The 22,923-nt window shown below is 67.5% G+C and carries 20 protein-coding genes; 6 read left to right on the forward strand and 14 right to left on the reverse strand.

Translation table 11 applies throughout. The annotated features are described in order from the left end of the window. Positions 1-95: 95 nt before the first annotated feature. Positions 96-929, reverse strand: coding sequence for a tRNA (adenine-N1)-methyltransferase (locus B0T44_RS02130; protein ID WP_077114999.1), 834 nt, complete (start codon positions 927-929; stop codon positions 96-98). A 92-nt stretch (positions 930-1,021) separates the two neighbouring features. Between B0T44_RS02130 and B0T44_RS02135 the strand changes: the two genes are divergently transcribed. Next, positions 1,022-1,927, forward strand: a complete 906-nt coding sequence (locus B0T44_RS02135; RefSeq protein WP_077115000.1) for a RecB family exonuclease — start codon at positions 1,022-1,024, stop codon at positions 1,925-1,927. 27 nt (positions 1,928-1,954) lie between these two features. Here the strand turns inward: B0T44_RS02135 and hisG are convergent, their stop codons facing one another. The 8 genes from hisG to metH all read right to left on the reverse strand — a co-directional run bounded on the left by hisG (position 1,955) and on the right by metH (position 13,086). Continuing rightward, complete coding sequence (gene hisG / locus B0T44_RS02140) at positions 1,955-2,815, reverse strand: ATP phosphoribosyltransferase (RefSeq protein ID WP_077115001.1); 861 nt, start codon at positions 2,813-2,815, stop codon at positions 1,955-1,957. A 48-nt stretch (positions 2,816-2,863) separates the two neighbouring features. Continuing rightward, entirely contained in the window at positions 2,864-3,127 is a 264-nt protein-coding gene (locus tag B0T44_RS02145; RefSeq protein ID WP_077115002.1) for a phosphoribosyl-ATP diphosphatase, read from the reverse strand. Positions 3,128-3,212: 85 nt separating this feature from the next. After that, positions 3,213-5,027 (reverse strand): choline/carnitine O-acyltransferase, encoded by a 1,815-nt coding sequence (locus tag B0T44_RS02150; protein WP_077115003.1) that lies wholly within the window; start codon positions 5,025-5,027, stop codon positions 3,213-3,215. A 26-nt stretch (positions 5,028-5,053) separates the two neighbouring features. Further along, on the reverse strand, positions 5,054-5,860 hold the full coding sequence (locus B0T44_RS02155) for a class I SAM-dependent methyltransferase (protein WP_139347659.1): 807 nt from the start codon (positions 5,858-5,860) through the stop codon (positions 5,054-5,056). 34 nt (positions 5,861-5,894) lie between these two features. After that, entirely contained in the window at positions 5,895-6,755 is an 861-nt protein-coding gene (locus B0T44_RS02160; protein WP_077115004.1) for a HalD/BesD family halogenase, read from the reverse strand. 90 nt (positions 6,756-6,845) lie between these two features. Continuing rightward, positions 6,846-7,547 carry an HAD family hydrolase gene (locus B0T44_RS02165; RefSeq protein WP_077115005.1) on the reverse strand — a complete coding sequence of 234 codons (702 nt, stop codon included), beginning with the start codon at positions 7,545-7,547 and terminating at the stop codon, positions 6,846-6,848. A 23-nt stretch (positions 7,548-7,570) separates the two neighbouring features. After that, complete coding sequence (locus B0T44_RS02170; protein ID WP_077115006.1) at positions 7,571-9,244, reverse strand: serine/threonine-protein kinase; 1,674 nt, start codon at positions 9,242-9,244, stop codon at positions 7,571-7,573. A 245-nt stretch (positions 9,245-9,489) separates the two neighbouring features. Beyond that, entirely contained in the window at positions 9,490-13,086 is a 3,597-nt protein-coding gene (gene metH, locus B0T44_RS02175; protein ID WP_077115007.1) for a methionine synthase, read from the reverse strand. 154 nt (positions 13,087-13,240) lie between these two features. Between metH and B0T44_RS02180 the strand changes: the two genes are divergently transcribed. Next, positions 13,241-14,134, forward strand: a complete 894-nt coding sequence (locus tag B0T44_RS02180) for a PAC2 family protein (RefSeq protein WP_077115008.1) — start codon at positions 13,241-13,243, stop codon at positions 14,132-14,134. A 7-nt stretch (positions 14,135-14,141) separates the two neighbouring features. Here B0T44_RS02180 and B0T44_RS02185 read toward each other — a convergent pair whose 3' ends face one another. Continuing rightward, the gene (locus B0T44_RS02185; protein ID WP_077115009.1) at positions 14,142-14,447 is read right to left on the reverse strand and encodes a hypothetical protein; all 306 of its coding nucleotides are present in this window, start codon (positions 14,445-14,447) and stop codon (positions 14,142-14,144) included. 206 nt (positions 14,448-14,653) lie between these two features. Between B0T44_RS02185 and B0T44_RS02190 the strand changes: the two genes are divergently transcribed. Continuing rightward, a complete protein-coding gene (locus tag B0T44_RS02190; protein ID WP_245839161.1) occupies positions 14,654-15,889 on the forward strand; it encodes a helix-turn-helix domain-containing protein in 1,236 nt (411 codons plus the stop codon). Between the two features lie 167 nt (positions 15,890-16,056). Here B0T44_RS02190 and B0T44_RS02195 read toward each other — a convergent pair whose 3' ends face one another. Then, positions 16,057-16,548, reverse strand: a complete 492-nt coding sequence (locus B0T44_RS02195; RefSeq protein ID WP_077115010.1) for a M15 family metallopeptidase — start codon at positions 16,546-16,548, stop codon at positions 16,057-16,059. Positions 16,549-16,683: 135 nt separating this feature from the next. Then, on the reverse strand, positions 16,684-18,360 hold the full coding sequence (locus B0T44_RS02200; protein ID WP_081511482.1) for a fumarate hydratase: 1,677 nt from the start codon (positions 18,358-18,360) through the stop codon (positions 16,684-16,686). 204 nt (positions 18,361-18,564) lie between these two features. On the opposite strand from B0T44_RS02200, the gene B0T44_RS02205 reads away from it, so the two are divergent. Next, complete coding sequence (locus tag B0T44_RS02205; protein WP_077115012.1) at positions 18,565-19,035, forward strand: MarR family winged helix-turn-helix transcriptional regulator; 471 nt, start codon at positions 18,565-18,567, stop codon at positions 19,033-19,035. A gap of 218 nt (positions 19,036-19,253) precedes the next feature. Here B0T44_RS02205 and mftD read toward each other — a convergent pair whose 3' ends face one another. Both mftD and mftE read right to left on the reverse strand, forming a co-directional pair. Further along, positions 19,254-20,519 (reverse strand): pre-mycofactocin synthase MftD, encoded by a 1,266-nt coding sequence (gene mftD / locus B0T44_RS02210; RefSeq protein WP_077115163.1) that lies wholly within the window; start codon positions 20,517-20,519, stop codon positions 19,254-19,256. 15 nt (positions 20,520-20,534) lie between these two features. Beyond that, positions 20,535-21,212 carry a mycofactocin biosynthesis peptidyl-dipeptidase MftE gene (gene mftE / locus B0T44_RS02215; RefSeq protein WP_217697431.1) on the reverse strand — a complete coding sequence of 226 codons (678 nt, stop codon included), beginning with the start codon at positions 21,210-21,212 and terminating at the stop codon, positions 20,535-20,537. 59 nt (positions 21,213-21,271) lie between these two features. Between mftE and mftR the strand changes: the two genes are divergently transcribed. Then, the gene (mftR, locus tag B0T44_RS02220) at positions 21,272-21,886 is read left to right on the forward strand and encodes a mycofactocin system transcriptional regulator MftR (protein ID WP_077115014.1); all 615 of its coding nucleotides are present in this window, start codon (positions 21,272-21,274) and stop codon (positions 21,884-21,886) included. Between the two features lie 124 nt (positions 21,887-22,010). Next, the gene (locus B0T44_RS02225) at positions 22,011-22,913 is read left to right on the forward strand and encodes an STAS domain-containing protein (protein WP_077115015.1); all 903 of its coding nucleotides are present in this window, start codon (positions 22,011-22,013) and stop codon (positions 22,911-22,913) included. Positions 22,914-22,923 lie beyond the last annotated feature (10 nt).

Raw genomic sequence — 22,923 nt, forward strand, 5'->3', positions numbered from 1 at the left:
CCGATACTCGGTCACGGGCGGTTTCTTATGTGTCGTACCCCCACCGATGTCTTCCGTGACCACACCCGGTCGGCTCGCCGCGCGACCGGACGGCGTCAGCCCTTCGACGGACGACGCTGCGGCTTGGGCGCGACCGTTCCCTCGGCCAGCCTGCGCGCGCTCACCAGGAACGCGGTATGCCCCTGCATCCGATGTTCGGGCCGCACCGCCAGCCCCACCACATGCCAGCCACGTACCATCGACTCCCACGAGCGCGGTTCGGTCCAGCACTGCTGTTCGCGTAATGCCTCCACCACCTTCGACAACTGGGTGACCGTCGCCACATAGACGATGAGCACTCCCCCGGGTGCGAGCGCCGCGGACACCGCCTGGAGTGCGTCCCAGGGCGCGAGCATGTCCAGAACCACCCGGTCGACCGGTGGCCCATCGTAGTGCGCGATATCACCCACGGTCAGCGACCAGTTGGCGGGCCGCTCCCCGAAGAACCGTTCGACATTGCGCACCGCGTGCTCGGCGTGGTCCTGGCGGATCTCGTAGGAGATCACCTCACCCTGCGGGCCCACAGCACGCAACAGCGAACAGGTCAGCGCACCCGATCCGGCGCCCGCCTCCAATACCCGCGCCCCGGGGAACACATCCCCCTCGTGCACGATCTGGGCGGCGTCCTTGGGGTAGATCACCGCGGCGCCGCGTGGCATGGACAGCACGTAATCGACCAGCAGCGGGCGCAGGGCCAGGTACGGGGTGCCGTTGGTGGAGTTCACCACGGTGCCCTCGTCTGCGCCGATCAGGTCGTCGTGCCTGATCGCCCCGCGGTGGGTGTGGAACTCCTTACCCGGTTCCAGCAGCACTGTGTACAGCCTGCCTTTGGCATCGGTCAGCTGCACCCGGTCACCGATGGTGAATGGCCCGGTCCGTCTGGCCGTCATGTATCTCCGTTCCGCGGTTGATATGAGGTTCGCCGCCGACCGTGCGGTCGCCGCCCGGCGCCGTGTCGGTGCCGCGGGATAGCCTGCCAGGTATGTCAGCGCGCGTATCCCCACCCCCTACCGGCGGCCCGGCCGGGGCCGAGGCCGAGATCGTCGCGGCCCGGTCGAGGCCCGCGCTGTCGCCTTCCCGGGCCAACGATTTCAAACAGTGCCCGCTGAAATACCGGCTCCGGACCATCGACCGGATTCCGGAGCCGCCGCGGCTGCACGCAGTCCGCGGCACCGTGGTACACGCTGTGCTGGAGGATTTGTATGCGCTGCCCGCCGACCACCGGCTGCTCGAACGGGCCGAGGAGTTGGCCCGGCCTGCGTGGCGCCGGGTCCTTGCCCACAGGCCGGAGGTTGCAGAGCTTCTCGCCGAGGACGAGGTGGAGGTCTTCCTCGACGAGGTGCGCGCGCTGGTGCGCACCTACTACCGGTTGGAGGACCCGACCGGTTTCGATCCCGAATCCTGTGAGACCCGAATAGAAGTCGAGCTACCCGGCGGTGCGCCGCTGCGCGGTTTCGTCGACCGTATCGACGTCGCGCCGACGGGACAGCTGCGGGTTGTCGACTACAAGACCGGACGGGCCCCGGGTCCCGCCCAGGAGACCAAGGCGCTGTTCCAGCTGAAGTTCTACGCCCTGATGCTGTTGCGTGAGCGCGGGATCGTGCCCACCGAGCTGCGGCTGATCTATTTGGCCGATGCGCAGATCCTCACCTACACCCCCGACGAGGAGGAGTTGCTGCGTTTCGAACGCACCCTGTCCGCGCTGTGGGATGCGGTGCTGGAGGCAGGTCGCACCGGTGATTTCCGGCCGAACCAGAGTTGGCTGTGCGGTTACTGCGAGTACCGGAACCTGTGCCCGGAATACGGCGGCGCTCCCCCACCGTATCCGGGCTGGCCGACCGGCGGGGAAACCGCCGCCGAAACCTTCGCGGAATCGGTATCGGACTGAGACGGGTTCGATTCCGGCCCGCTCGGTTCAGAACGCGCGGCAGGAGCGGATATCGGTGGCCAGGATGGCTTTGGCACCTATGTCGGCGAGTTGGTCCATCATCGTATTGCCCAGTTTGCGTGGCACCAGCGCACGCACCGCCACCCAGCCGGGATCGGCCAGCGGGGACACCGTGGGCGATTCCAAGCCCGGGGTGATGCGCACGGCGCGGTCGAGTAGTTCCTTGGGGCAGTCGTAGTCGAGCATCAGGTACTGCTGGGCGAACACCACCCCCTTGACGCGGGCGATGAGCTGATTGCGCACCCGGTCGTCGGATTCTGTGCCATCACGGTCAGCGCGCTCGATCAGCACACCTTCGGAATCGCACAGCGATTCGCCGAACGCTACGAGGTTGTGCTGGCGCAGAGTGCGACCGGACCCCACCACATCGGCGATGGCGTCGGCGACACCGAGCTGGATGGAGATCTCCACCGCCCCGTCGAGCCGGATGACTTCGGCGTCGATTCCCCGGCGCGCCAGATCCGAGCGCACCAGGTTCGCATATGATGTGGCGATGCGTTTGCCCTGCAAATCCGCGACCGTCCACTCCTGCCCGGCCGGGGCCGCGTAGCGGAACGTGGAGTTGCCGAAGCCGAGGGCGAGTCGTTCCCGCACCGGGGCTCCGGAATCCAAGGCGAGGTCGCGACCGGTGAGACCGAGGTCGAGTTCACCGGAGCCGACGTAGATGGCGATGTCCTTGGGACGCAGGAAGAAGAACTCGACACCGTTTGCCGGGTCGAGGACGGTCAAATCGCGGGAATCGGTACGTTTGCGGTATCCGGCCTCGGCCAGGATGGCGACTGCCGATTCGGAGAGTGCGCCTTTGTTGGGGACTGCGACGCGCAGCATTGGCTGGTCCTTTCAGGGGGAACGGCTACGGGATTGCGAGCGCGGTGCTCACAAATGTCGGTAGACGTCCTCTAGCCGCAGCCCACGGCCCACCATCAGTACCTGCACCCAGTACAGCAGCTGCGAGATCTCCTCGGCGAGCGATTCGTCGCTCTCGTGTTCGGCGGCCAGCCACACCTCGCCGGCCTCCTCGAGCACCTTCTTGCCCTGGGTGTGCACGCCGGCGTCCAGCGCGGCGACCGTGCCCGACCCTTCCGGGCGGGCGACGGCGCGATCCTGGAGCTCGGCGAACAGGGCCTCGAAAGTCTTCACGGGGTCTCATTGTTTCAGACCCCTGCAAACCGTTTCCGGCCGAGTGGGGCGCGGGTGTCCGCCGGCGCCACTCGGCGGGGGCGGATCAGGCCGAAGCCAGCAGTGTTTCCAGTTCGGTGACGGCGGTGTGCAGCTGACCCGCGAAGGCGTGCATCTGGTCGGCGACCGGGGCCGGGGTGGCCAGGTACAGGTTCCAGCGGTCGGGCAGCAAGACGTAGGCGATGCCGATACAACGGGAGCTGGTGGACCCGAAACCGAAGTAGCTGATGTTCACCGACGGTGCGGAACTGGTGCTCAGGTAGTCGTCACGCATGATCGTCCAGCCCGGACTGGTGTACAGCGGGATCGGGTCGGTGACGCCCAGCTGGGACCCTCGGCGGCGCTGGATCCATTCCAGCTCCCACAGATGCTGTTCGGGTGCGGCGCCCGCCTGGCACTGTTTGGCCCGCTCCACATGTGCGGTTGCGGCGGTGCGGGCGGCGGCCAGTTTGGCGGCGTTGTCGGCGGCGGGGTCCTGCATGGTGTCGACGAACGCCACCATTTCCGGGGTCACCACCCGCATGGCCTCGGTACGGCCGTTGCGGTATTGCCTGGTTGCGATCGACTCGTAGGTCGCTCCGGTGATCCCTTTACTGCGCCGATGCGCCAGCTGGTAGCTGAGCTGGGCGAAAGCATCCGGGGAGATGCCGAGCTGTTTGGCCCGCGCAGTCCCGAAATCAGGGAACGAGACAGTGGTGGTGGCGTTCTCGGCCGCGTAATGGGAGAACGAGGCGCCCGCCGCGGCGATTGTGGAGCGCTGGGCCTCGTCGAGCCGGAACTCGATCGGCTCCACCGGTGGCAGTCCCTGGCCGCGGGCGCCGCTGCGCTGCGCGTGCTCGGCGGCAGAGGTGCCGAGCAGGGTGTCGACGAAGGACAGGATGGTGGTGCCGTCCAGTCCGCAGTGTTCGACATTGATCCCGGCCTGCCCGTCGGCGAACACGATGAACGACACCGATTTGTCGAACCACCGGTTGGCGCTGTCGCCGTGCAGCAGGTTGTCGCAGGCGTGCAGCTCGTCGCGGGGTGCGAAATCCTCCAGGCACATGGCGAACAGCGCGGTTTCGACGGTGTCCAGCGCGGTGGCGTTACCCGGATCGGCGAGCAGCCCGGCCCTGGCCCGTGCCCAGTCGGCGCGCGCCAGCGTGGTCAGATGACCGACCGCGGTATCGGTACGCACCGGCCGGGCACCGGCCTTGAGCACTGCGCGCAGCCCGTCGGCGAGATCGTCGAACGAGTACGGTGCGCCGTCGGGTCCGAGCACGTCCATTCGGAACATGTTGCCGCGGTAGAAGACCAGGATGTGGCGGGCGTCCGACGGACCGGGCCAGTCGTCGCTGTAGGGCACCCGGACGGTGTCCTGTTCCTCGCCGGGGATACGAGTTTCGGAGAACAGGTATTTGTTCTGCCCCATCGACAGCCGCTGCCCGCGCTGGGTGGCGGGCGGGATCTCCTCCCGGTCCAGCGCCAGCTTGTAGTCGACAGCGGCACCGATGATCCCGGCCGCCCGGTGCACCTGATCGGCGGGGGTGGATGCGGCCAGCGCGGTATCGTCGCGGAACAGGAAGAAGAAGTTGGCGTTCAGCGCGATCCGGTCACGTCGGCCCAGATAGCGTGACGGCCAGAACCTGTCCAGCCAGCTGCCGACGCCGGGGGTGGCGTCATAGGCGCGCAGCTCGTCGTCCAGGGTGCGGCCCGGGCCGCCGGGCCGCAGCAGATCGGCAACCGCGGCCTCGGTGGCGGCCAGCTCGTCGGCGGTCAGCAGCGGTGTGCACCACTGCAGGAAACGCGCGCAACTGTCCTCCAGCGTCGGTAAGGGCACCCGGGGTAGATGCTCTTCGGCGGCAAAGGTGCGTTCGGTCAAGTCGAATCCTCGGTCTGGGTCGGTGGTCAGGTCAGCGGCCGCGACACGTGGAGGTCGGCGTACAGCCAGCCCTCGTCCTCCCGGCCTGCGGTGTCTATGCCATTGGCGGACAGTGTATTCAGTACTTGTGCACGTTCTTCGGCGGAGGCGAACCGACGTTGGGCGTATGCACCGGACAACTGCTCGGTGCGGTAGCCGAGCGCAGCCAATTCGGCCTCGATCGGCGCGAAGGAGAACATGCGCAGCACGAAGTGTGCCATCCACGGCCTGCGCTGCGGGTGAGCACTCACCACGCGCGCGAGAGTTTTCTCCGTCACGTAGCCGATACAGCCGGTGGAGACGACCAGGTCCGCGCTCGCCAGCAGTTCGCGCTGTTCGTCGGTGGGCTCGGTGGATTCCAGATCGGCGTGCACGGTGCCGTGCAGCAGGCCGGCCGACCGCGCGTAGTTCAGTGCGGGTTCGGACGCGTCCATCCCGATGAAGCGGACGCCGGGCAGCGCGTCGGCGGCGGCGATCCGGGCGCGGTCCCTGGCGATCAGTGTGGCCGGGTCGGCCGCGGGGTCGTCGTAGCTCGCGGCCAGTTCTTCGATACCGACGTCCAGGCGCAACAGTGCCGCGTTCACACCATAGGAGCAGCCGATATCGAGCACGGTGGGATCGGCGCCGTCGTGCGCTACGCGCCACTGCCGGATCTGTTCCTGGAATTGTGGTTTCGCCAATTCCGGTATCCGGTAGTCCAGTTCGGACATCCGCGCGTAGTACTCGCGCGGATCGGGGCGGGTGTAGATCTCGTCGAAGGAGGCTTTTCCGGTGGTGTCCAACGGCACTGGCACGAACGTCTTCCTCTCGGGTCGGGCGTTGACCTGCTCAGTCGAGCAGCCGGTCACCTCGCACGGCGTCGGCCGCGGCGAGGTGGTCCGACAGCACCCGCCCGAACAACTGGCGGGTGCGTTCCACGGTGCCGATGACACCGGGCCGGTCGCTGTAGGCGAAGATCGCGGTATGCCGCGGGCCCTCGCCGTCGACCGGGGACACCCGGTGCAGCGAGAAACGGCCCTGGAAGAGCTGCAGATCGCCCGGTCGCAGCGTCAGCCGCCGGACAAGGTGCTCTCCCGCTCCGGTGAGCACGGCACGCACGTCGTCGAGGTTCTCCTCGTGCGGGGAGCGGATATTCGGGCAGTACTCGAAGATCCCGCCCGCCTCGGGCGATCGGGTCAGCATGCTGACGGTGAATTCGTTGGTGTCGAAATGCCAGGGGTGCGACATACCCGGCGAGACGACGTTGAGCACCAAACCGGCCAGGGGGTCGGCGAATTCGTGCAGTCCGGCCAGGCCGAAACAGTCGGCGACGAACCGCTGGAACAGCGCGCTGGTGTAGAGCTGGTGGATCAGTGCGCCGACCGGGATGTGGTCGCGCGGGACGAAGGCGTTGCCGCGTTCGAGCACGATCCGGCCGGGGTGATCGTCGGGCAGGTCGGCGTCGAGAGGGATGTTGTAGGCGTTGACCCGCTCCATCCGGTAGTAAGCGTGCGGCGCCATCTGCTCGCCCTGCTCGCGTAGCCGCTCATGCAGCTCGGGGCGGATGAATTCGCGCAGTACGGTACATCCGTCCTCGGCCAGGTCGGCTCGTGCCGTGGCGACCGCCGCCCGCCAGCCCGCACTGTCCGGATCGGAGAGAGGATAGCGAGAGGTGTCGACGATCTCGTTCAGGGCCACCGACGCAGTCATAGCGACATTGTTATCGGAGTATTCCCGACACGCCCGGTCAATGGCCGATATTCGCGGTGACAAGCGTCACGAACCGGTCGGTATCGTGTATCAGCCTGCCGGCAGCCCGTTCGACGGCGCGACCGCGGCGTGCAGGACCTGCCCCAGATCGGAGACGGTGAGGCCGACCAGGCTCCGGCGCAACGTCTGTGCGGCCGCGACGGTCACCTCGATCTCACAGGGCACTACGAGTACCGCGCAGCCCGCCGCCGTCGCCGCCGCCACACCGGTGGGTGAGTCCTCCACCGCCACACATGCTGTGGGGTCCAGACCGAGTAGTTCAGCGGCGCGCAGATACACGCCAGGATCCGGTTTGCCGTGGGGCACCTCGTCACCGCAGACCGAGACGTCGAAGCGGTGGCGGCCCAGGGTGTTCAGCGCAAGCTCGGTGAGACTCCGTTTGGTGTTGGTGACCAGACCGGTGGGCAGGCCCGCCGCGCGCACCATGTCCAGGGCGTCGGCCGCGCCGGGCCGCCACGGGATGTTTCCGGTCATCAGTTCGGTGACCCGCTGCTCCAGGAAGGTGCCCGCTGCGTGCAGCGCATCGGGGTCCGGTGCCACACCGAGCCCGGTGAACATGGTGCGCAGTGCATTCGGCCCGGATGCGCCGATCAGCGCGCACCGGAGCTGGTCGGTCATCTCGCCGCCCAGTTCGACCGCCAGCTCGCGGACCGCGATATCCCACAGTTTCTCCGAGTCCAGCAGGGTGCCGTCCATGTCCCACAGCACACCTGCCGGGCGCACCGCCACCATGTTTCCTTTCGTCGCCGCCGGTCTCATGTCCCAGAATCGGTGATCACCAGTCGCCCGCCGTCGTCGCCGGCCACGCGGAACCATCTGTTCTCCGAGGTGACCGAGCCGTCGGCCAGCGTATAGGTGAGGTTCGCCACGACCTGACCCTCGCCGCGGGAAGTCACCTCGTCGACAGTGATCGAGCCGATGGTGGACCAGAACTGGGAGTACGCGTCGTAGCCGCCGGTGGCGGCCTGATACGACGGCGAGAGCTGCGACCACGCCGCGGAGACATTGCCGGGCAGCATCTCATAGTAGCCACGCACGAACTGCTCGGCCTGCCCAGCGGACGGCGGACCGGTGCGGGTGGTGGTCGGAGCCGGTGATGCGGACGTCGTGTTGGTCTTCGTCGAAGTGGTCGGCTCGGCGGGCGTCCCCGGTTCGCTCGTGCCCTGGTCAGCAGGATCCGGCGGGAGGACATCCCCCTGCGGGTCGCTGCTCGCGACCGTGCCGGATGGGCTGCCCGCGGTGTCGTCTCCGCCGCTGGCCGCGATGATCCCACCCAGCACCGCAACGACCCCGAGCACAGCTACGCCGATCATGATGAGACGGCCACGGCCGGAGGAGCCCCCACCGGCCGGGCCTGCGGTAGCCGCATTCGGCGCCACCGGCCCGGGCACAGGCGGTGCAGCCGAGGGCATCCGGGGCGGAGGCACTGCCGTCGACGGCGCCGGACCGCCGCCGTTTCCGGGCCGCGCTCCGGCGGGCGCACCGCCCGTGCCGCCTTCTGCGCTCGCACCATCTCCGGCGAGCACCCGCGTGGGGCCCGACGGGTTCGCCGGACCGGCGGCACCGGGCGCGGGGAGGACCTTCGTGGCCGCAGGGACCGGTTTCGGTGCCCGGCCTGCCGCGACGTCCTCGAGCATCCGCCGTGCCTCGTGCATGGTCGGGCGCTCCTGCACACTCGTCGCCAGCAGCCGCATCAGCACCGGCCCGAGCGCGCCCGCGTTCTCGGGTTCGCGCACTTCGCCACGCGCGACAGCGTGCAGCACGGCCAAGGGGTTGTCGCCCTCGCCGAATGGCGGGCTGCCGGTGACCGCCGTGTAGAGGGTGGAACCGAGCGCGAAAACATCCGAGGCCGGTTCCGGGTCCTCACCGCGCGCCACCTCCGGCGAGAGGTAGGCCGGGGTGCCTGCCAGGAAGCCGGTGGCCGTGACGGTCACATCGCCGACTGCGCGAGAGATGCCGAAATCGGTGATCTTGACGGTGCCGTCGTCGGCGACGAGCAGATTCGCCGGTTTCACGTCACGGTGCACGATCCCGGCATCGTGGGCGGCGGCCAGCGCCGATGCGGCCTGCGCACCGATCCGCGCCACCTCCTGCGGCGGCAGCGTGCGGCGTACGGACAGGCGGGACGCCAGACTCGGCGCGTCCATGTATTCCATGACCAGCCAGGGCTGGCCGTCCTCATCGGCGACGTCGAACACCGTGATCGCATGCGGATGATGCAACCGCGCTGCGATCCGGCCTTCGCGCATCGCACGCCGCTTCGCCTCCTCCGCGGCTTCCCGCGTCAACCCGGGCCCCACCAGCACCTGTTTCACCGCGACGGTGCGCCGCAATCGGATATCGCTGGCGCGCCATACGACACCCATCGCGCCGGTGCCGATCGGATCCGTGAGCCGATATCGTCCAGCGATCAACCGATCCGCCGTCATGTAATTGTGCTCCTCCTGCTCACCGCGAGTCCTCAGCGCTCCGCGCGCAAGCCCGGAAAACTTGTGAAAATCCTACGCGTCGAACTCTTTCCCATATGCGGCTGGTCCGACGTATCCACCGCTGCCGATCGGCAGCGGTATCTGATAGACAATGGCATAGGAGGCCGACAGGTCCGGCCGTCCTTCCAGCCATGCGGCCGCTCCCAGTGGCCGGCAGATGTCAGCCGGCAGCAGGCTCCGGCCGGTCAGGCATTGAAGTACTTTGCCTCCGGATGTAGCAGGACGAATGCGTCGGTGGACTGTTCGGGATGCAGCTGCAGTTCCTCCGACAGCGTGACGCCGATGCGGTCTGCGTCCAGCAGATCGACCAGCTTCGCGCGGTCCTCCAGGTTCGGGCAGGCGCCGTAGCCGAACGAGTAACGCGCACCCCGGTAACCGAGTTTGAAGTACTCGGTGACGTCGTCGGGGTCGGAGTCGGCAACCGCCTGCCCGTCGAGCACAAGTTCTTCCCGGATCCGGCGATGCCAGTACTCGGCCAGCGCCTCGGTGAGCTGCACTCCGATTCCGTGCACCTCGAGATAGTCGCGGTAGTTGTCGGCCGCGAACAGTTCGTTGGCGAAATCGGCGATGGGCTGGCCCATGGTGACCAGCTGGAACGGCAGCACGTCCACCTGCCCGGTCTGCCGCGCGTAGGCGCGGGACCGGATGAAATCGGCGACGCACAGGAACCGGTCGCGCTGCTGGCGCGGGAAGGTGAACCGGTATCGCTGCGGCGCATCGGGTTCGGGTTCGCTGAGCACGATGACGTCGTCGCCTTCGGACACCGCGGGGAAGTACCCGTACACCACGGCGGCGTGCTGGAGCACCCCTTCGGTGCTGAGCCGGTCCAGCCACGCGCGCAGCCGCGGCCTGCCATCGCTGTCCACCAGTTCCTCGTAGCTCGGGCCGTCGCCGCCGCGCTGCCCGCGCAGGCCCCACTGCCCGAGGAACAGCGCTCGCTCGTCGAGCAACCCCGAATACTCGTGCACCGACAGCCCTTTGACCAGGCGGGTGCCCCAGAACGGCGGGACAGGGACCGGCAGTTCGGCGGCCACATCCGACCGTTCGGGCACATCGATCGGGACTTCGGCGGCGCGGCGCTGCTCGGCGATCCGCTTGGACCGCTCGCGGCGACGCTTGCGTTCAGCCGCCTTCTCCCGCTCCGCGATGGCTTCCGGGCTGTCCGGGTCGGGGCCGCCGCCGCGTTTACGGCTCATGATGTCGTCCATCAGCCGCAGCCCCTCGAACGCGTCCCGGGCATAATGCACATCGCCCTCGTAGACCTCGGTGAGGTCGTTCTCCACGTACGAGCGGGTCAGGGCGGCACCGCCCAGCAGCACGGGGAACTGGTCGGCGACCCCCTTGGCGTTCAGCTCCTCCAGGTTTTCCTTCATCACCACGGTCGACTTCACCAGCAGTCCGGACATGCCGATCACATCGGCTTTCTTGTCCACCGCCGCGTCCAGAATGGTCGCGATCGGCTGTTTGATGCCGAGGTTGACCACCTCGTAGCCGTTGTTGGACAGGATGATGTCGACCAGGTTCTTGCCGATATCGTGCACATCGCCCTTGACCGTGGCCAGCACGATGCGGCCCTTGCCGCTGTCGTCGGTGGCTTCCATATGCGGTTCCAGATGCGCGACGGCGGCCTTCATCACCTCGGCCGACTGCAGCACGAACGGCAGCTGCATCTGACCGGAACCGAACAGTTCGCCGACGGTTTTCATCCCCGACAGCAGGGTTTCGTTGATGATCTGCAGCGGCGGCACCTGGGTCATCGCCGCGTCCAGATCGGCTTCCATCCCGTTGCGGTCGCCGTCGACGATGCGCCGCTCCAGCCGCTCGAACAGCGGCAGCGCCGCCAACTCCTCGGCCCGGGACGCACTGGCCCCCGACGCGGAAACACCCTCGAACAGCTGCATGAGTTTCTGCAGTGGGTCGTAGCCCTCGCGGCGGCGGTCGTAGATCAGGTCGAGGGCGACCTCGCGATGCTCGTCCGGGATGCGGCTCATCGGCAGGATCTTCGAGGCGTGCACGATTGCGCTGTCCAGGCCCGCCTGCACACATTCGTGCATGAATACCGAGTTCAGCACCTGCCGGGCGGCCGCGTTGAGTCCGAAGGAGATATTCGACAGACCGAGTGTGGTCTGCACATCCGGGTGGCGGCGTTTGAGTTCGCGGATCGCCGCGATGGTTTCCAGGCCGTCGCGGCGCGACTCCTCCTGGCCGGTGCCGAGGGTGAAGGTGAGGGTGTCGACGATGATGTCGCTTTCGGCCAGCCCCCAGGTTCCGGTGATATCGGCGATGAGGCGTTCGGCGATCTGCACCTTGTGCTCGGCGGTACGGGCCTGGCCGTGCTCGTCGATGGTCAGTGCGACCACCGCCGCGCCGTGCTCGGCGACCAGGCGCATGATCTGCTGGTAGCGCGAATCCGGGCCGTCACCGTCTTCGAAGTTCACCGAGTTGACCGCGCAACGTCCGCCCAGATGTTCCAGGCCTGCGCGCAGCACGGCGGGTTCGGTGGAGTCCAGCATGATCGGCAGCGTGGACGCGGTGGCCAACCGGGACGCCAGCTCGCGCATATCTGCGCTGCCGTCGCGGCCGACATAGTCGACGCACAGATCGAGCATATGCGCGCCGTCACGGGTCTGATCCTTGGCGATATCGAGGCATTTCTGCCAGTCCTGCGCCAGCATCGCCTCCCGGAACGCCTTGGAGCCGTTGGCGTTGGTGCGTTCGCCGATCATCAGCACGCTCGCGTCCTGCTCGAACGGCACCGCCGTGTACATACTCGACACGCTTGGCTCGTGTTCGGGCGTACGCCGCTGTCCGATCGGCGGCAGCGACGGCTCCAGCTCGCGCACCGCCTCGGTGACCTGCCGGATGTGCTCCGGGGTGGTACCGCAGCAGCCGCCGACCAGCGCCAGCCCGAATTCACTGACGAAACCTCGCAGCGCGACGGCCAGCTCCTCCGGCGTCAGCGGGTACTCCGCTCCGTTCGCGCCGAGCACCGGTAGGCCCGCGTTGGGCATCACCGAGACCGGGATGCCGGCATGCCGGGACAGATGCCGCAGATGTTCGCTCATCTCGTCGGGCCCGGTGGCGCAGTTGAGCCCGATCATATCGATGCCGAGCGGTTCCAGCGCGGTCAGCGCCGCACCGATCTCGCTGCCGACCAGCATGGTGCCGGTGGTCTCCACGGTGACGTGGGTGATGATCGGAATACGACGGCCCGCGGCGCTCATGGCCCGTGTGGTCCCGGTGATCGCGGCCTTCACCTGCAGCAGGTCCTGACAGGTTTCGATGAGGACGGCATCGGCACCGCCGTCGAGCATGCCCAGCGCCGCCTCGGTGTAGGCGTCGCGCAGTGTCGCGTAGGGCGCGTGGCCGAGGGTGGGTAGCTTCGTACCCGGCCCCATCGAACCCAGTACGTACCGGGGGCTGCCGTCGCCGGCCGGTCCCATCTCGTCGGCGACCTCGCGGGCCAGCCGGGTGCCTTTCTCCGACAGTTCCCTGATGCGGTCGGCGATACCGTAGTCGGCCAGATTGGGCAGATTGCAGCCGAAGGTGTTGGTCTCTACGGCGTCGGCGCCCGCGGCGAAATAGGCGCGATGGATATCGCGCAGCAGGTCGGGGCGGGTGTCGTTGAGGATCTCGTTACAGCCCTCCAGCCCGCGGAAATCGTCGAGGGAAAGGTCCGCGGCCTGCAACATGGTGCCCATCGCGCCGTCGCCGATGACGACACGCTGGTTCAGCGTGTCGAGTAGCGTGGTGTCGAACTCGGCGGGAGTGGGCGCAGACATGGGTCCAGGGTAGTGGCCGGTACCGACATCCAGGCGCACCGGCTTGTCCCGGCTGTGCCTGCTACCACACTGCGCCCGCTGCGGCTGTCGTGCGGGACCGGCAATACCCGCGTCGCCGGGGCGGGCACCGCGCTCTGGTCGTAGGCTGGCACGGATGAACCCGAGTGAATCCCCGGCATCGCCCGATCCGGAACGGCCGCCGCTGCGCAACCCGGTGCTCGTCGCCGCGTTCGAGGGCTGGAACGACGCGGGCGATGCGGCCAGCACAGCCGTGGAACACCTGGAGCTGATCTGGGATGCCAGGCCGCTGGCCGAACTCGATTCCGAGGACTACTACGACTACCAGGTGAACCGGCCGATGGTGCGCCAGGTCGACGGCGTGACCAGGGAGATCGTCTGGCCGGCCACCGTGCTCTCGGTGTGCTCACCACCGGGCAGCGAGCGCGATGTGGTGCTGTTGCGCGGGATCGAGCCGAATATGCGCTGGCGGCGGTTCTGCGCGGATCTGCTCGAGTTCGTCGATCAACTCGGCGTGCAGACAGTGGTCATCCTCGGCGCGTTACTCGCCGACACCCCGCACACCCGCCCTGTTCCGGTGACCGGTTCCGCCTACAGCAAAGAGGCGGCGACCAGGTTCAATCTGGAGCAGACCCGCTATGAGGGGCCGACCGGGATCACCGGGGTACTGCAGGACGAATGCGTCAAAGCAGGCGTGCCCGCGGTGTCGTTCTGGGCGGCGGTCCCCCACTATGTCTCCCAGCCGCCGAACCCGAAGGCCACGATCGCGCTGCTGCACCGGGTCGAGGACGTGCTCGATATCGAGGTCCCGCTGCGGGAGCTGCCGCAGCAGGCCGAGGAATGGGAGTCCACGGTGAACGAGATGACCGAGGGCGACGAGGAGATCAGCGAGTACGTGCGTTCGCTGGAGGAACGCGGCGACGCCGCCATCGACTTGAACGAGACCATGGCCAAGATCGATGGCGACGCCATTGCCGCCGAGTTCGAGAAATATCTGCGCAGGCGCGGGCCGGGCAGCTTCGGCCGCTGATTCCGCCCTACCTGCTCACCGTCCACAACCGCGCCGCGGCATCTCTGGCCAGTTTCGCGATGAGCAGGTCCCGCGGGATCGTCTGGCCGGCAAGGTGGTCCAGCGACGGAACCACGACGTGGTGCGCGTCGGCGCGGCGCAGTTCCCGGGTCAGTTCGGCGAACGCCGTGCCGTCACCACCGGTGGATTCGTGGAATGTCGCGGCGAAGCACAGTCCCTGAGAGCGGGCCAGGCCCTGTAGTTCGGCCTCCAGTTCTTCGCTGCGGCCCTCGACGAGATCGTCGCGCAGATAGCCGTAGATCAACGCTTCCACCCGAACCTCCTGAATCTCCCCGTTATCCGGGGACCATTACTGCTCCGGGAATCCACCCGCGTTTGCGGGGATGTTGCGTCCAATGGGCCTGTCGGCGGCCCGTTTCCAGCATGGCAGACCAAAAGCCGCCGCAACAGGTGTCATACCGGTGACATCGACATGCCCTATATGGTCCGCGGAAAGTTAGCTGGTGCGATACTGCAAGCGTGACTGCTGCCGATGATCGACCTGTCTGGGCTGTCCGGATGCGCTCGGAGCGTGATGCGCGGGGATGGTCACAGGCCGAAGCCGTGCGCGCGATGCGCGCCAAGTCCTCGCACAATCTACCGACCGACAGCACGCTGCTACGCAATTGGCGCCGTTGGGAATCCGGCGAATCGAGGCCGGACGATTTCTATGCCCCGATCATCGCTGCCGCGTTCGACACCGTCACGGCGGCGTTCTTCCCGAAGGCCAGACCCAATCGCGACGACGAACTACTGTCGGCCACCGGTATGGACACTGTCGAATTCATCGGCAGGCTGCGGATGTCCGATATCAGCCCGGCCACAGTGGAGGCGCTCGGCATCACGGCGCGACGATTGTGCTGTGAATACTCCTATACGGATCCGCACGAACTGCACCGCGCCGGTGTCGGCTGGTTGCGGCGAATCATCTCGCTGCTCGACGGCAGGCTCACCCTCGCTCAGCATCGGGAGGTGCTGGTGCTGGCGGGCTGGGTGGCGCTGCTGGTCGGCTGTGTCGAGTACGACTTGGGCAGACGCTCGGCCGCGGAAGCGACCCGGCAGGCGGCGCTGTCGCTCGGCCAGGAAGCCGACCACCGCGAAATCATCGGCTGGAGCGCGGAACTGGCTGCCTGGTTCGCCCTGACCCAGGGCAACTACCGCGGGGTGCTCGAAGCTGTGGATCCGGTACTGCCCGGCTGCTCCGGGTTGGGCGTCGGTGTGCAGTTGGCCGCCCAGCGCGCCAAGGCATGGGCGCGGCTCGGTGACCGCCGCGCCGCCGAGGAATCCCTGGACAACGGGCGTGCGATCCTCGAACGCATCGCCTACCCGAGTGATATCGACAATCATTTCGTCGTCGACCCGCAGAAATTCGACTTCTACGCGATGGACTGCTGCCGCGTGGCGGGTGACAACACGCGCGCCGAAGACTACGCACGCCAGGTGATCGAGGACGCCACCGGTGGTTTCGACGGCACGATCCGCAACCCGATGCGCGTCTCGGAAGCTCACCTGACGCTGGCGGTGGTCGCGACGCGCAACCGCGATCTGGAACTGGCTGTCGCCGAAGGAGTCCACGCGTTCAGCAGTTCCCGCCGCTCGCTACCTTCGCTGCTGTGGATCGCCGGGGAGGCCGCGCGCGAAATCGTCGAACGTTTCCCGGACGATCCTCGCACCCACGCGTTTCTGGACCAGTTGCGAACCGTATCGGCGGAATAGCCGCCCTAGTCACGACAGCGGCCCACGGCGCCGACCTCGACAGCCGTGCGAGCCGGCTGGTGCGGGGACAACTGCCCGGTCCTACCGGCGTTGCCCTAGCGCCCGACGGGTCAGGCAACTCCCGGACTCATCGCAACGGGGATACGGCGCTCTGCGGTGCAGCGGGATCAGCGCACGCTGGCGTCGGGCACCCGCGGCGGGCAGGGCGCACCGGGGACGGTGACCAACTCGAAGTGCCACCACTCGTTGTCGAAGATCCGGCACAAACCCCAGCGGTGGCCGTTGGCCTCCAGCCATTGCGCGCCTTCGCGGGGACCGACGTCGATGGCACGCCCAGTGACGTGGGTGGATTCGTCCGGGGGCAGCACCCAGCGGCGCGCCTCCTCCGGGCCGCCGTAGGTTCGCAGGCCCTCTTCCCACATGCGCTGCTGTTCGGCTGGGCTGCGGTAACCGGAGGTGATCCACATCGGCACTCCCGCCGCCTGGGCCTGCTGTTGCGCGAGGGTGTAGGCGAGGGCGAGCGCCGGGTCCAGCCCCTCGGTGCCCGCGCTCGACCCGGCCGCCACCCACTGTTCGACCGCGGGCGCGGCGTGGGCGGGCGCCGCCACGGCGATGCCCGCGGCCAGAGTCGCCGGAAGCAGGGCCGCCACCAGCGGCATCAACGCCGCTGATCGGTTCCGGGTTCCGTCGGTGTGCGGTCGGGTCGTCTGGCGCATGGCGGCGATCCTAACGTGCCCGCGGCCGGGCGCCCGAGGCGTGCGCTGCGGCCATCACGATGGGTGCGGCAACGGGATTCAGACGCGTTCCTTGGAGCGAGTCCGCACCCGCAGCGCGATCGGCTTCTGGGTTTCAGCGAAGAAGTCGTTGCCCTTGTCGTCGACGACGATGAAGGCCGGAAAGTCCTCGACCTCGATCTTCCACACCGCTTCCATACCCAGTTCGGGGTATTCGAGCACCTCGACGGATTTGATGCAGTCCAGCGCCAGGCGCGCGGCGGGCCCGCCGATCGAGCCGAGGTAGAAGCCGCCGTGCTCTTTACACGCCTTGGTCACCTGCGCGGACCGGTTTCCCTTGGCCAGCATGACGAACGAGCCGCCCGCCGCCTGGAACTGGTCGACATAGGAGTCCATGCGCCCGGCGGTGGTCGGGCCGAACGAGCCCGAAGCATAGCCTTCCGGCGTTTTGGCCGGCCCCGCGTAGTAGACCGCCATATCGCGCAGATAGTCGGGCATCGGCTCGCCCGCGTCGAGGCGTTCCTTGATCTTCGCGTGCGCGATATCGCGGGCGACGACCAGCGGGCCGGTGAGCGAAAGCCGAGTCTTCACCGGGTATTTCGACAGTTCGGCGCGGATTTCCGACATCGGACGGTTCAGATCGATCTGCACCACGTCGCCGCCGAGGATCGCATCGGTCTGCTCCGGCAGATACTGCGCGGGCTCGCGTTCGAGCTGTTCCAGGAACACGCCCTCCGGGGTGATCTTAGCCAGCGCCTGACGGTCGGCCGAGCACGAGACCGCAAGCGCGACAGGGCAGCTGGCGCCGTGCCGGGGCAGCCGCACCACGCGCACGTCGTGGCAGAAGTACTTGCCGCCGAACTGCGCGCCGATGCCGAAGGACTGGGTGAGCTTGAACACCTCTTCTTCGAGTTCCAGATCACGGAACGCGTGCCCGGCCAGCGAGCCCTCGGTGGGCAGATTGTCCAGATAGTGTGCGGAGGCGTATTTCGCGGTCTTGAGGGCGAATTCGGCACTGGTGCCGCCGATGACCACGGCGAGGTGGTACGGCGGGCACGCCGCGGTGCCCAGCGAGCGGATCTTCTCGTCCAGGAATTCCAGCATCCGGCTGGGGTTCAGGACGGCCTTGGTCTCCTGGTACAGGAAAGACTTGTTCGCCGAACCGCCGCCCTTGGCCATGAACAAGAATTTGTAGGACGGGTGCGTCGGATCGCCTGCGGTGGAGTACAACTCGACCTGCGCGGGCAGGTTCGAGCCGGTGTTCTTTTCGTCCCACATGGTCAGCGGGGCCAGCTGCGAATAGCGCAGGTTCAGTTTCGTGTAGGCGTCGAATACGCCGCGGCTGATCCATTCGGCGTCGTCCACGCCCGTCAGCACGCCTTCGGATTTCTTGCCCATCACGATCGCGGTACCGGTGTCCTGGCACATGGGCAGGATGCCGCCCGCGGAGATATTGACGTTCTTGAGCAGGTCGAGCGCGACGAAACGATCGTTGCCGCTGGACTCCGGGTCGTCGATGATCTTGCGCAGCTGGCTCAGATGCGCCGGGCGCAGATAGTGGCTGATGTCGTGCATCGCCTCGGCGGTGAGCATCCGCAGCACCTCGGGGTCCACCTGGAGGAAGGTCCGGCCGTTGTGCTCGAAGGTGCTGACCCCTTCGGTGGTGAGCAAGCGGTACGAGGTGTCGTCGGCGCCGATCGGCAACAGGTCCGAGTAGCGGAAGTCCGGGGCGGTCACGGATCGCACTCCTTCGAGGTGGGGCTGAAGCACAGCGAGCCTAGCGACCGATCGGGGCCACTCCTGCGGTTAGGCAACCCTATGTCCGATAATCTCGCACAAGATTGCACGTTCAACCCGAGAGTGCTAACTCTCGTTCGAAACAGGTTCCGCCACCCGCCCGGGCGCGGCGCCTCACCTGATACGTCGGAGTTTGGAGCGACCGTGACCGACCCCCACTGGCTCGATGACGTCGAAAAACGGGCCTGGGTGGGATTCGTGCGTACCCGCGATCTGATCGCCGCGGCCGTCGGACGAGATTCGACCCGAGAATCCAACCTCACCTACGTCGAGTATTCGGTGCTGGCGTATCTGGCCGAGGATCCGGAGCACCGGCTGACATTCGCCGAGCTGGCCGCCCGGCTGGAATGGTCGCAGAGCCGGTTGTCCCACCAGATCACGCGGATGGAGAAACGCGGCCTGGTCTGCCGCGAGCCCATTCCCGACGACGCCCGGCGCACCGCCGCCCGGCTCACGCCGCACGGCGTCGGGGTGCTGGCCACCGCCGCGCCCGCCCATGTGCGCAGTGTGCGCAGGCATATGATCGACGTGCTGGACCGGCAGCAGCTCAACGCGCTCGCCGATATCTACGACACTTTGCTCGACCACCATCGCTCGCTGACCCAGCGAACGTAGCGCGCAAGCCTCCAGGTGCAGCACGGGTGCATGAGGAGGTCGACCGCCCCTAGCGGGGCAACCCGGCACCGCGTGCGCGACCTCGGTCGGCTCTGTTCAGCGGTGTTCGCCGAGTGCGCAGAACGGCAGGGACGCCGAACGAGATCGACGCGACCGGCCCGCCGGAGCCGTGGGCATGTCCGGGCCGCGGCAGCAGGCCCGGACACAACACGGTTCGCTCAGTTCGAGCGCGCTGGCTCGGCAGCCGCCCCCGTGGCTCCGTTCGCCGACACTTCGCCCGAGGACGCGGGTATCGCGGAGGCCACCCTGGTCTCCGGCACACCCAGGGCGCGTTCGAAGCCGTCCGGCACCACGATATCGCCGCAGTCGAGGTCGGTAACCTTGGTTTTGCGCAGGCCGAGCAGCGCCGAATCGATACCGCCGCGCAGTATGTCGAGCACGTTCTCCACGCCCGCCTGGCCGTTGGCGGCCAGGCCCCACAGGTAGGCGCGGCCGATCATCACCGCGCGCGCCCCCAGCGCCACGGCCTTGACCACATCGCTGCCGCGGCGGATGCCGCCGTCGAGCAGCACCTCGACCTGCGTGCCGACCGCGTCGGCGAGCACCGGCAGCGCCCGGATCGAGGCGGGAGTGCCGTCGAGGTTGTTGCCGCCGTGGTTGGACACCGAGATCGCCGAGACGCCCGCGTCGACGGCCCGCAACGCGTCGTCGACACGCATCACACCCTTGAGCATGACCGGCCCGTCCCACTGTTCGACCACCCAGGCCACATCGTCCCAGTCGGGCGGCGGGGTGCCCATCCACTCGCCGTAGGCGCCGAAGAAGCCCGGTGCGGGGGCGTCACCGAGAGCCATGTTCGGCGCGGTCAGGTCGGGCAGTGCGCCCGAGCGCACATAGCGGCTCAGCCAGCGTGGTTTCGCCAGGGTCTGCGGCGCGAACGTCATCATCGTGCGCAGGTCCAGTTTTTCCGGGATGAGCGGACTGCCCCAGTCACGGCCGTGCGAGAACGACCAGTCCAGGGTGAGGATCAACCCGACAGCGCCCGCCGCCTTCGCCCGCGCCATCCTGGCCGTGATGTCGTCTTTGCTGCCACACCAGTAGAGCTGGAAGAAGGTGGACGGATTGGCCGCGATCACTTCTTCGATCGGTTTGCTCGCAAACGACGACAGCCCCATCGCGGTACCGCGCGCCGCCGCGGCCCTGGCCACTGCCACCTCACCGTCGGGATGAACGGCCTGCACGCCGGTCGGCGAGATGATCACCGGCATCGAGATCTGCTGCCCCAGCACGGTGGTGGACTGATCGCGCTCGCCGATCGGCCCCGCCACATGCGGCGCGAAACCGAGTTCGGTGAAGGCCGCTGCGTTGTCGTCAATGGTCTGGCCGCGTTCGGAGCCGGCGATCAGGGCGCCGTACACCGATTTCGGTAGCTGTTTCTTCGCGCGGCGCTGGGCCTCGGCGACGGTTTCGAACCAGGGGTTCATCATCGGGTCCTTTCGTCAGGGCGCATCCGGCCACCAGTGCCGGACGGCGCTGGTCAGGTCGGTGGTCAGTTGGTTCAGCAGCGCGGCGCCCTCCTCGGCGGTCGCGCCGGTCGGATCGCCGAGCACGCCGTTGGGACTCACGGCGCGTACTCCCCCGCTGCGTAGCAGCGGCAGCAGTTGACCCAGCGGCCTGGTGTCGCCTGCTTCGGCGCGGTCGGCCTGTACCCGATGTGGGGCCAGCGCCAGCTGCAGCGAGGTTTCGGAACGGCCTGCGTGCGCATCACCTGCATAGTTGGGCAGGTACATACGAACGTCGCGGGATTCGGTGCGCAGCAGATCCACCGCGGCGCGTAGCGGGTCCAGGTTGCCGCCGTGGCCGCTCACGATCAGGACCCGCGGGAAGGTGTCGGTGGCCGAGCGGCACAGTTCGACGATCAGCAACTCCAGCGCAGCACGCCCGATCGACAGTGTTCCGGGAAAGCCCGCGTGCTCGCCGCTGGCACCGTAGGCGACGGCGGGCGCGACGAACACGTCGGGCCGCAGCGCCGCCAGCCGGGTGCACAGAGCCACAGCGACATCGGTATCGGTGGACAGCGGTAGATGCGGGCCGTGCTGTTCGGTTGCGCCGACCGGGACGGCCAGAATCGCACCGGAGTGTTCACCCGCCTCCGGCCATGTGAGGTCCGCCACCATCATGCGGCGAGATTAACGTCAGCGACTGACATAATCAATACTCGACATAATCGACTGCCGTGACGGCACACAGCACCCGGGGACGCCCGCGCGGGACGACCAAGCGCGAACTCGAACTGATCGCCATGCGGTTGTTCAGTGAGCAGGGCTTCGACGAGACCACCGTCGAACAGATCGCGGCAGCCGCCGGGATCAGCGGCCGCACCTTCTTCCGGTACTTCCCCGGCAAGGCCGAGGTGCTGTGGTACTCGTTCGACGACGAAGTCGCCGCCCTGCGCGCGGACTTCGCCACGGTCGGCGACACCGAACCACTCATGGCCGCGGTGCGCCGAGTCGTGGTGAACGCCAACCGCTACCGCGCCGAGGACGTGCCCGAACTGCGCACCCGGATGCGGCTCGTCGCCACCGTCCCCGCGCTGGCCGCCACCGCGGGCGCCCACTACGACGCCTGGGAACAGGCGGTCAGCGAGTTCGCCGCCACCCGCCTCGACACCACCGCCGACGACCTGATCCCCATGGCCATCGGACGCTGCGCACTCGCCGCCGCCCGCGCCGCCTTCGATGCCTGGCTCACCCGGGCCGACGCCGACCTCACCGTCTATCTCGACCAGGCGCTCGCCGCCCTGGAACGCGGATTCACCTCGACCCCGCCAACGCCCAGGTCGTGCCGCTGATCACCGATACCCGTCTCCAGGTTTCATGAATAAACCGGTTGGGGTATGACTAGGCTCGGTATCGGCACGCCCGCCGAAACGTACGATGAACCCGACCAGCCGTCCGAAAGGGGCACGAGTTTCCATGTCCGAGGTGTCCATGAGCCTTTCGGCGGACTCATTGGCCGCAGGACCTGTCGACAATCTGCTTCCGCAGCTCGTCGAGCACCTGCGACAGAACCGAACCGCACTACGTGAAGAATGGGCCCGGCGTATCACCGACGCCCGGCTGCTGACGGCGATGACGCCGGAGGAGATCTTCTCCGAAGCCACGTCGGTCTACGACAACTACGTCGAGGTCCTCGAAACCGGTAGCGTCGAAGCACTGCAGGCCTATGCGCGTGATCTGTCCGAGCGCATCATCCCCAGAGGCGTCGAAACCGACGAAGTCCTCGGCATCGTGCTGTTACTGCGCGATGTCCTGGCTCGCTCGCTGTTCGAGAAATACCAGTCGAACTTCGAACTGCTCAACGCGGTGCTCGACGCCTACGAACCGGCAGCCAATCGCATCGCCAACACGGTGGCCGTCTCCTTCGTGCAGGAACGCGAGCGCGTCATCCGCCAGCAGCAAGAGGCGATCCGCGAACTGTCGACGCCGGTGCTACAGGTGCGCGAGCAACTGCTGATTCTGCCGATAATCGGCGTACTGGACAGTCAGCGTGCCCGCCAGCTCACCGAACAGTTACTGCGCGCGATCCGGGCCAACCGCGCGAAGGTGGTCGTCATCGATATCACCGGTGTGCCCGATATCGACTCCACCGTGGCCAACCACCTGGTGCAGACGGTCGACGCGTCCGGGCTGATGGGCGCCAACGTCATCATCACCGGCCTGTCCTCGGAGATCGCGCTGACACTGGTGACCATCGGATTGGACCTGTCGAAGATGAACGCGGTCGGCGACCTGCAAGGCGGTATCGAGGAGGCGGAAAGGCTGCTGGGCTACGAGCTGTCCCGCGTGACCGAACGTGCCGAACGCGATGGCCGCTGACCGGGGGGAC

Origin of the sequence: Nocardia donostiensis (assembly GCF_002081715.1) — a bacterium.
GTDB lineage: Bacteria > Actinomycetota > Actinomycetes > Mycobacteriales > Mycobacteriaceae > Nocardia > Nocardia donostiensis.

Excerpts from the sequence above, each read along its gene's own strand:
- B0T44_RS02130 (WP_077114999.1), bottom strand. The coding sequence starts at position 929 with ATGACGGCCAGACGGACCGGGCCATTCACCATCGGTGACCGGGTGCAG.
- hisG (WP_077115001.1), bottom strand. The coding sequence starts at position 2,815 with ATGCTGCGCGTCGCAGTCCCCAACAAAGGCGCACTCTCCGAATCGGCA.
- mftE (WP_217697431.1), bottom strand. The coding sequence starts at position 21,212 with ATGGTGGCGGACCTCACATGGCCGGAGGCGGGTGAACACTCCGGTGCG.
- B0T44_RS02135 (WP_077115000.1), top strand. The coding sequence starts at position 1,022 with ATGTCAGCGCGCGTATCCCCACCCCCTACCGGCGGCCCGGCCGGGGCC.
- B0T44_RS02225 (WP_077115015.1), top strand. The coding sequence starts at position 22,011 with ATGTCCGAGGTGTCCATGAGCCTTTCGGCGGACTCATTGGCCGCAGGA.
- B0T44_RS02195 (WP_077115010.1), bottom strand. The coding sequence starts at position 16,548 with ATGCCGCTGGTGGCGGCCCTGCTTCCGGCGACTCTGGCCGCGGGCATC.
- B0T44_RS02170 (WP_077115006.1), bottom strand. The coding sequence starts at position 9,244 with ATGACGGCGGATCGGTTGATCGCTGGACGATATCGGCTCACGGATCCG.
- metH (WP_077115007.1), bottom strand. The coding sequence starts at position 13,086 with ATGTCTGCGCCCACTCCCGCCGAGTTCGACACCACGCTACTCGACACG.
- B0T44_RS02180 (WP_077115008.1), top strand. The coding sequence starts at position 13,241 with ATGAACCCGAGTGAATCCCCGGCATCGCCCGATCCGGAACGGCCGCCG.
- B0T44_RS02160 (WP_077115004.1), bottom strand. The coding sequence starts at position 6,755 with ATGACTGCGTCGGTGGCCCTGAACGAGATCGTCGACACCTCTCGCTAT.
- mftD (WP_077115163.1), bottom strand. The coding sequence starts at position 20,519 with ATGAACCCCTGGTTCGAAACCGTCGCCGAGGCCCAGCGCCGCGCGAAG.
- B0T44_RS02165 (WP_077115005.1), bottom strand. The coding sequence starts at position 7,547 with ATGGTGGCGGTGCGCCCGGCAGGTGTGCTGTGGGACATGGACGGCACC.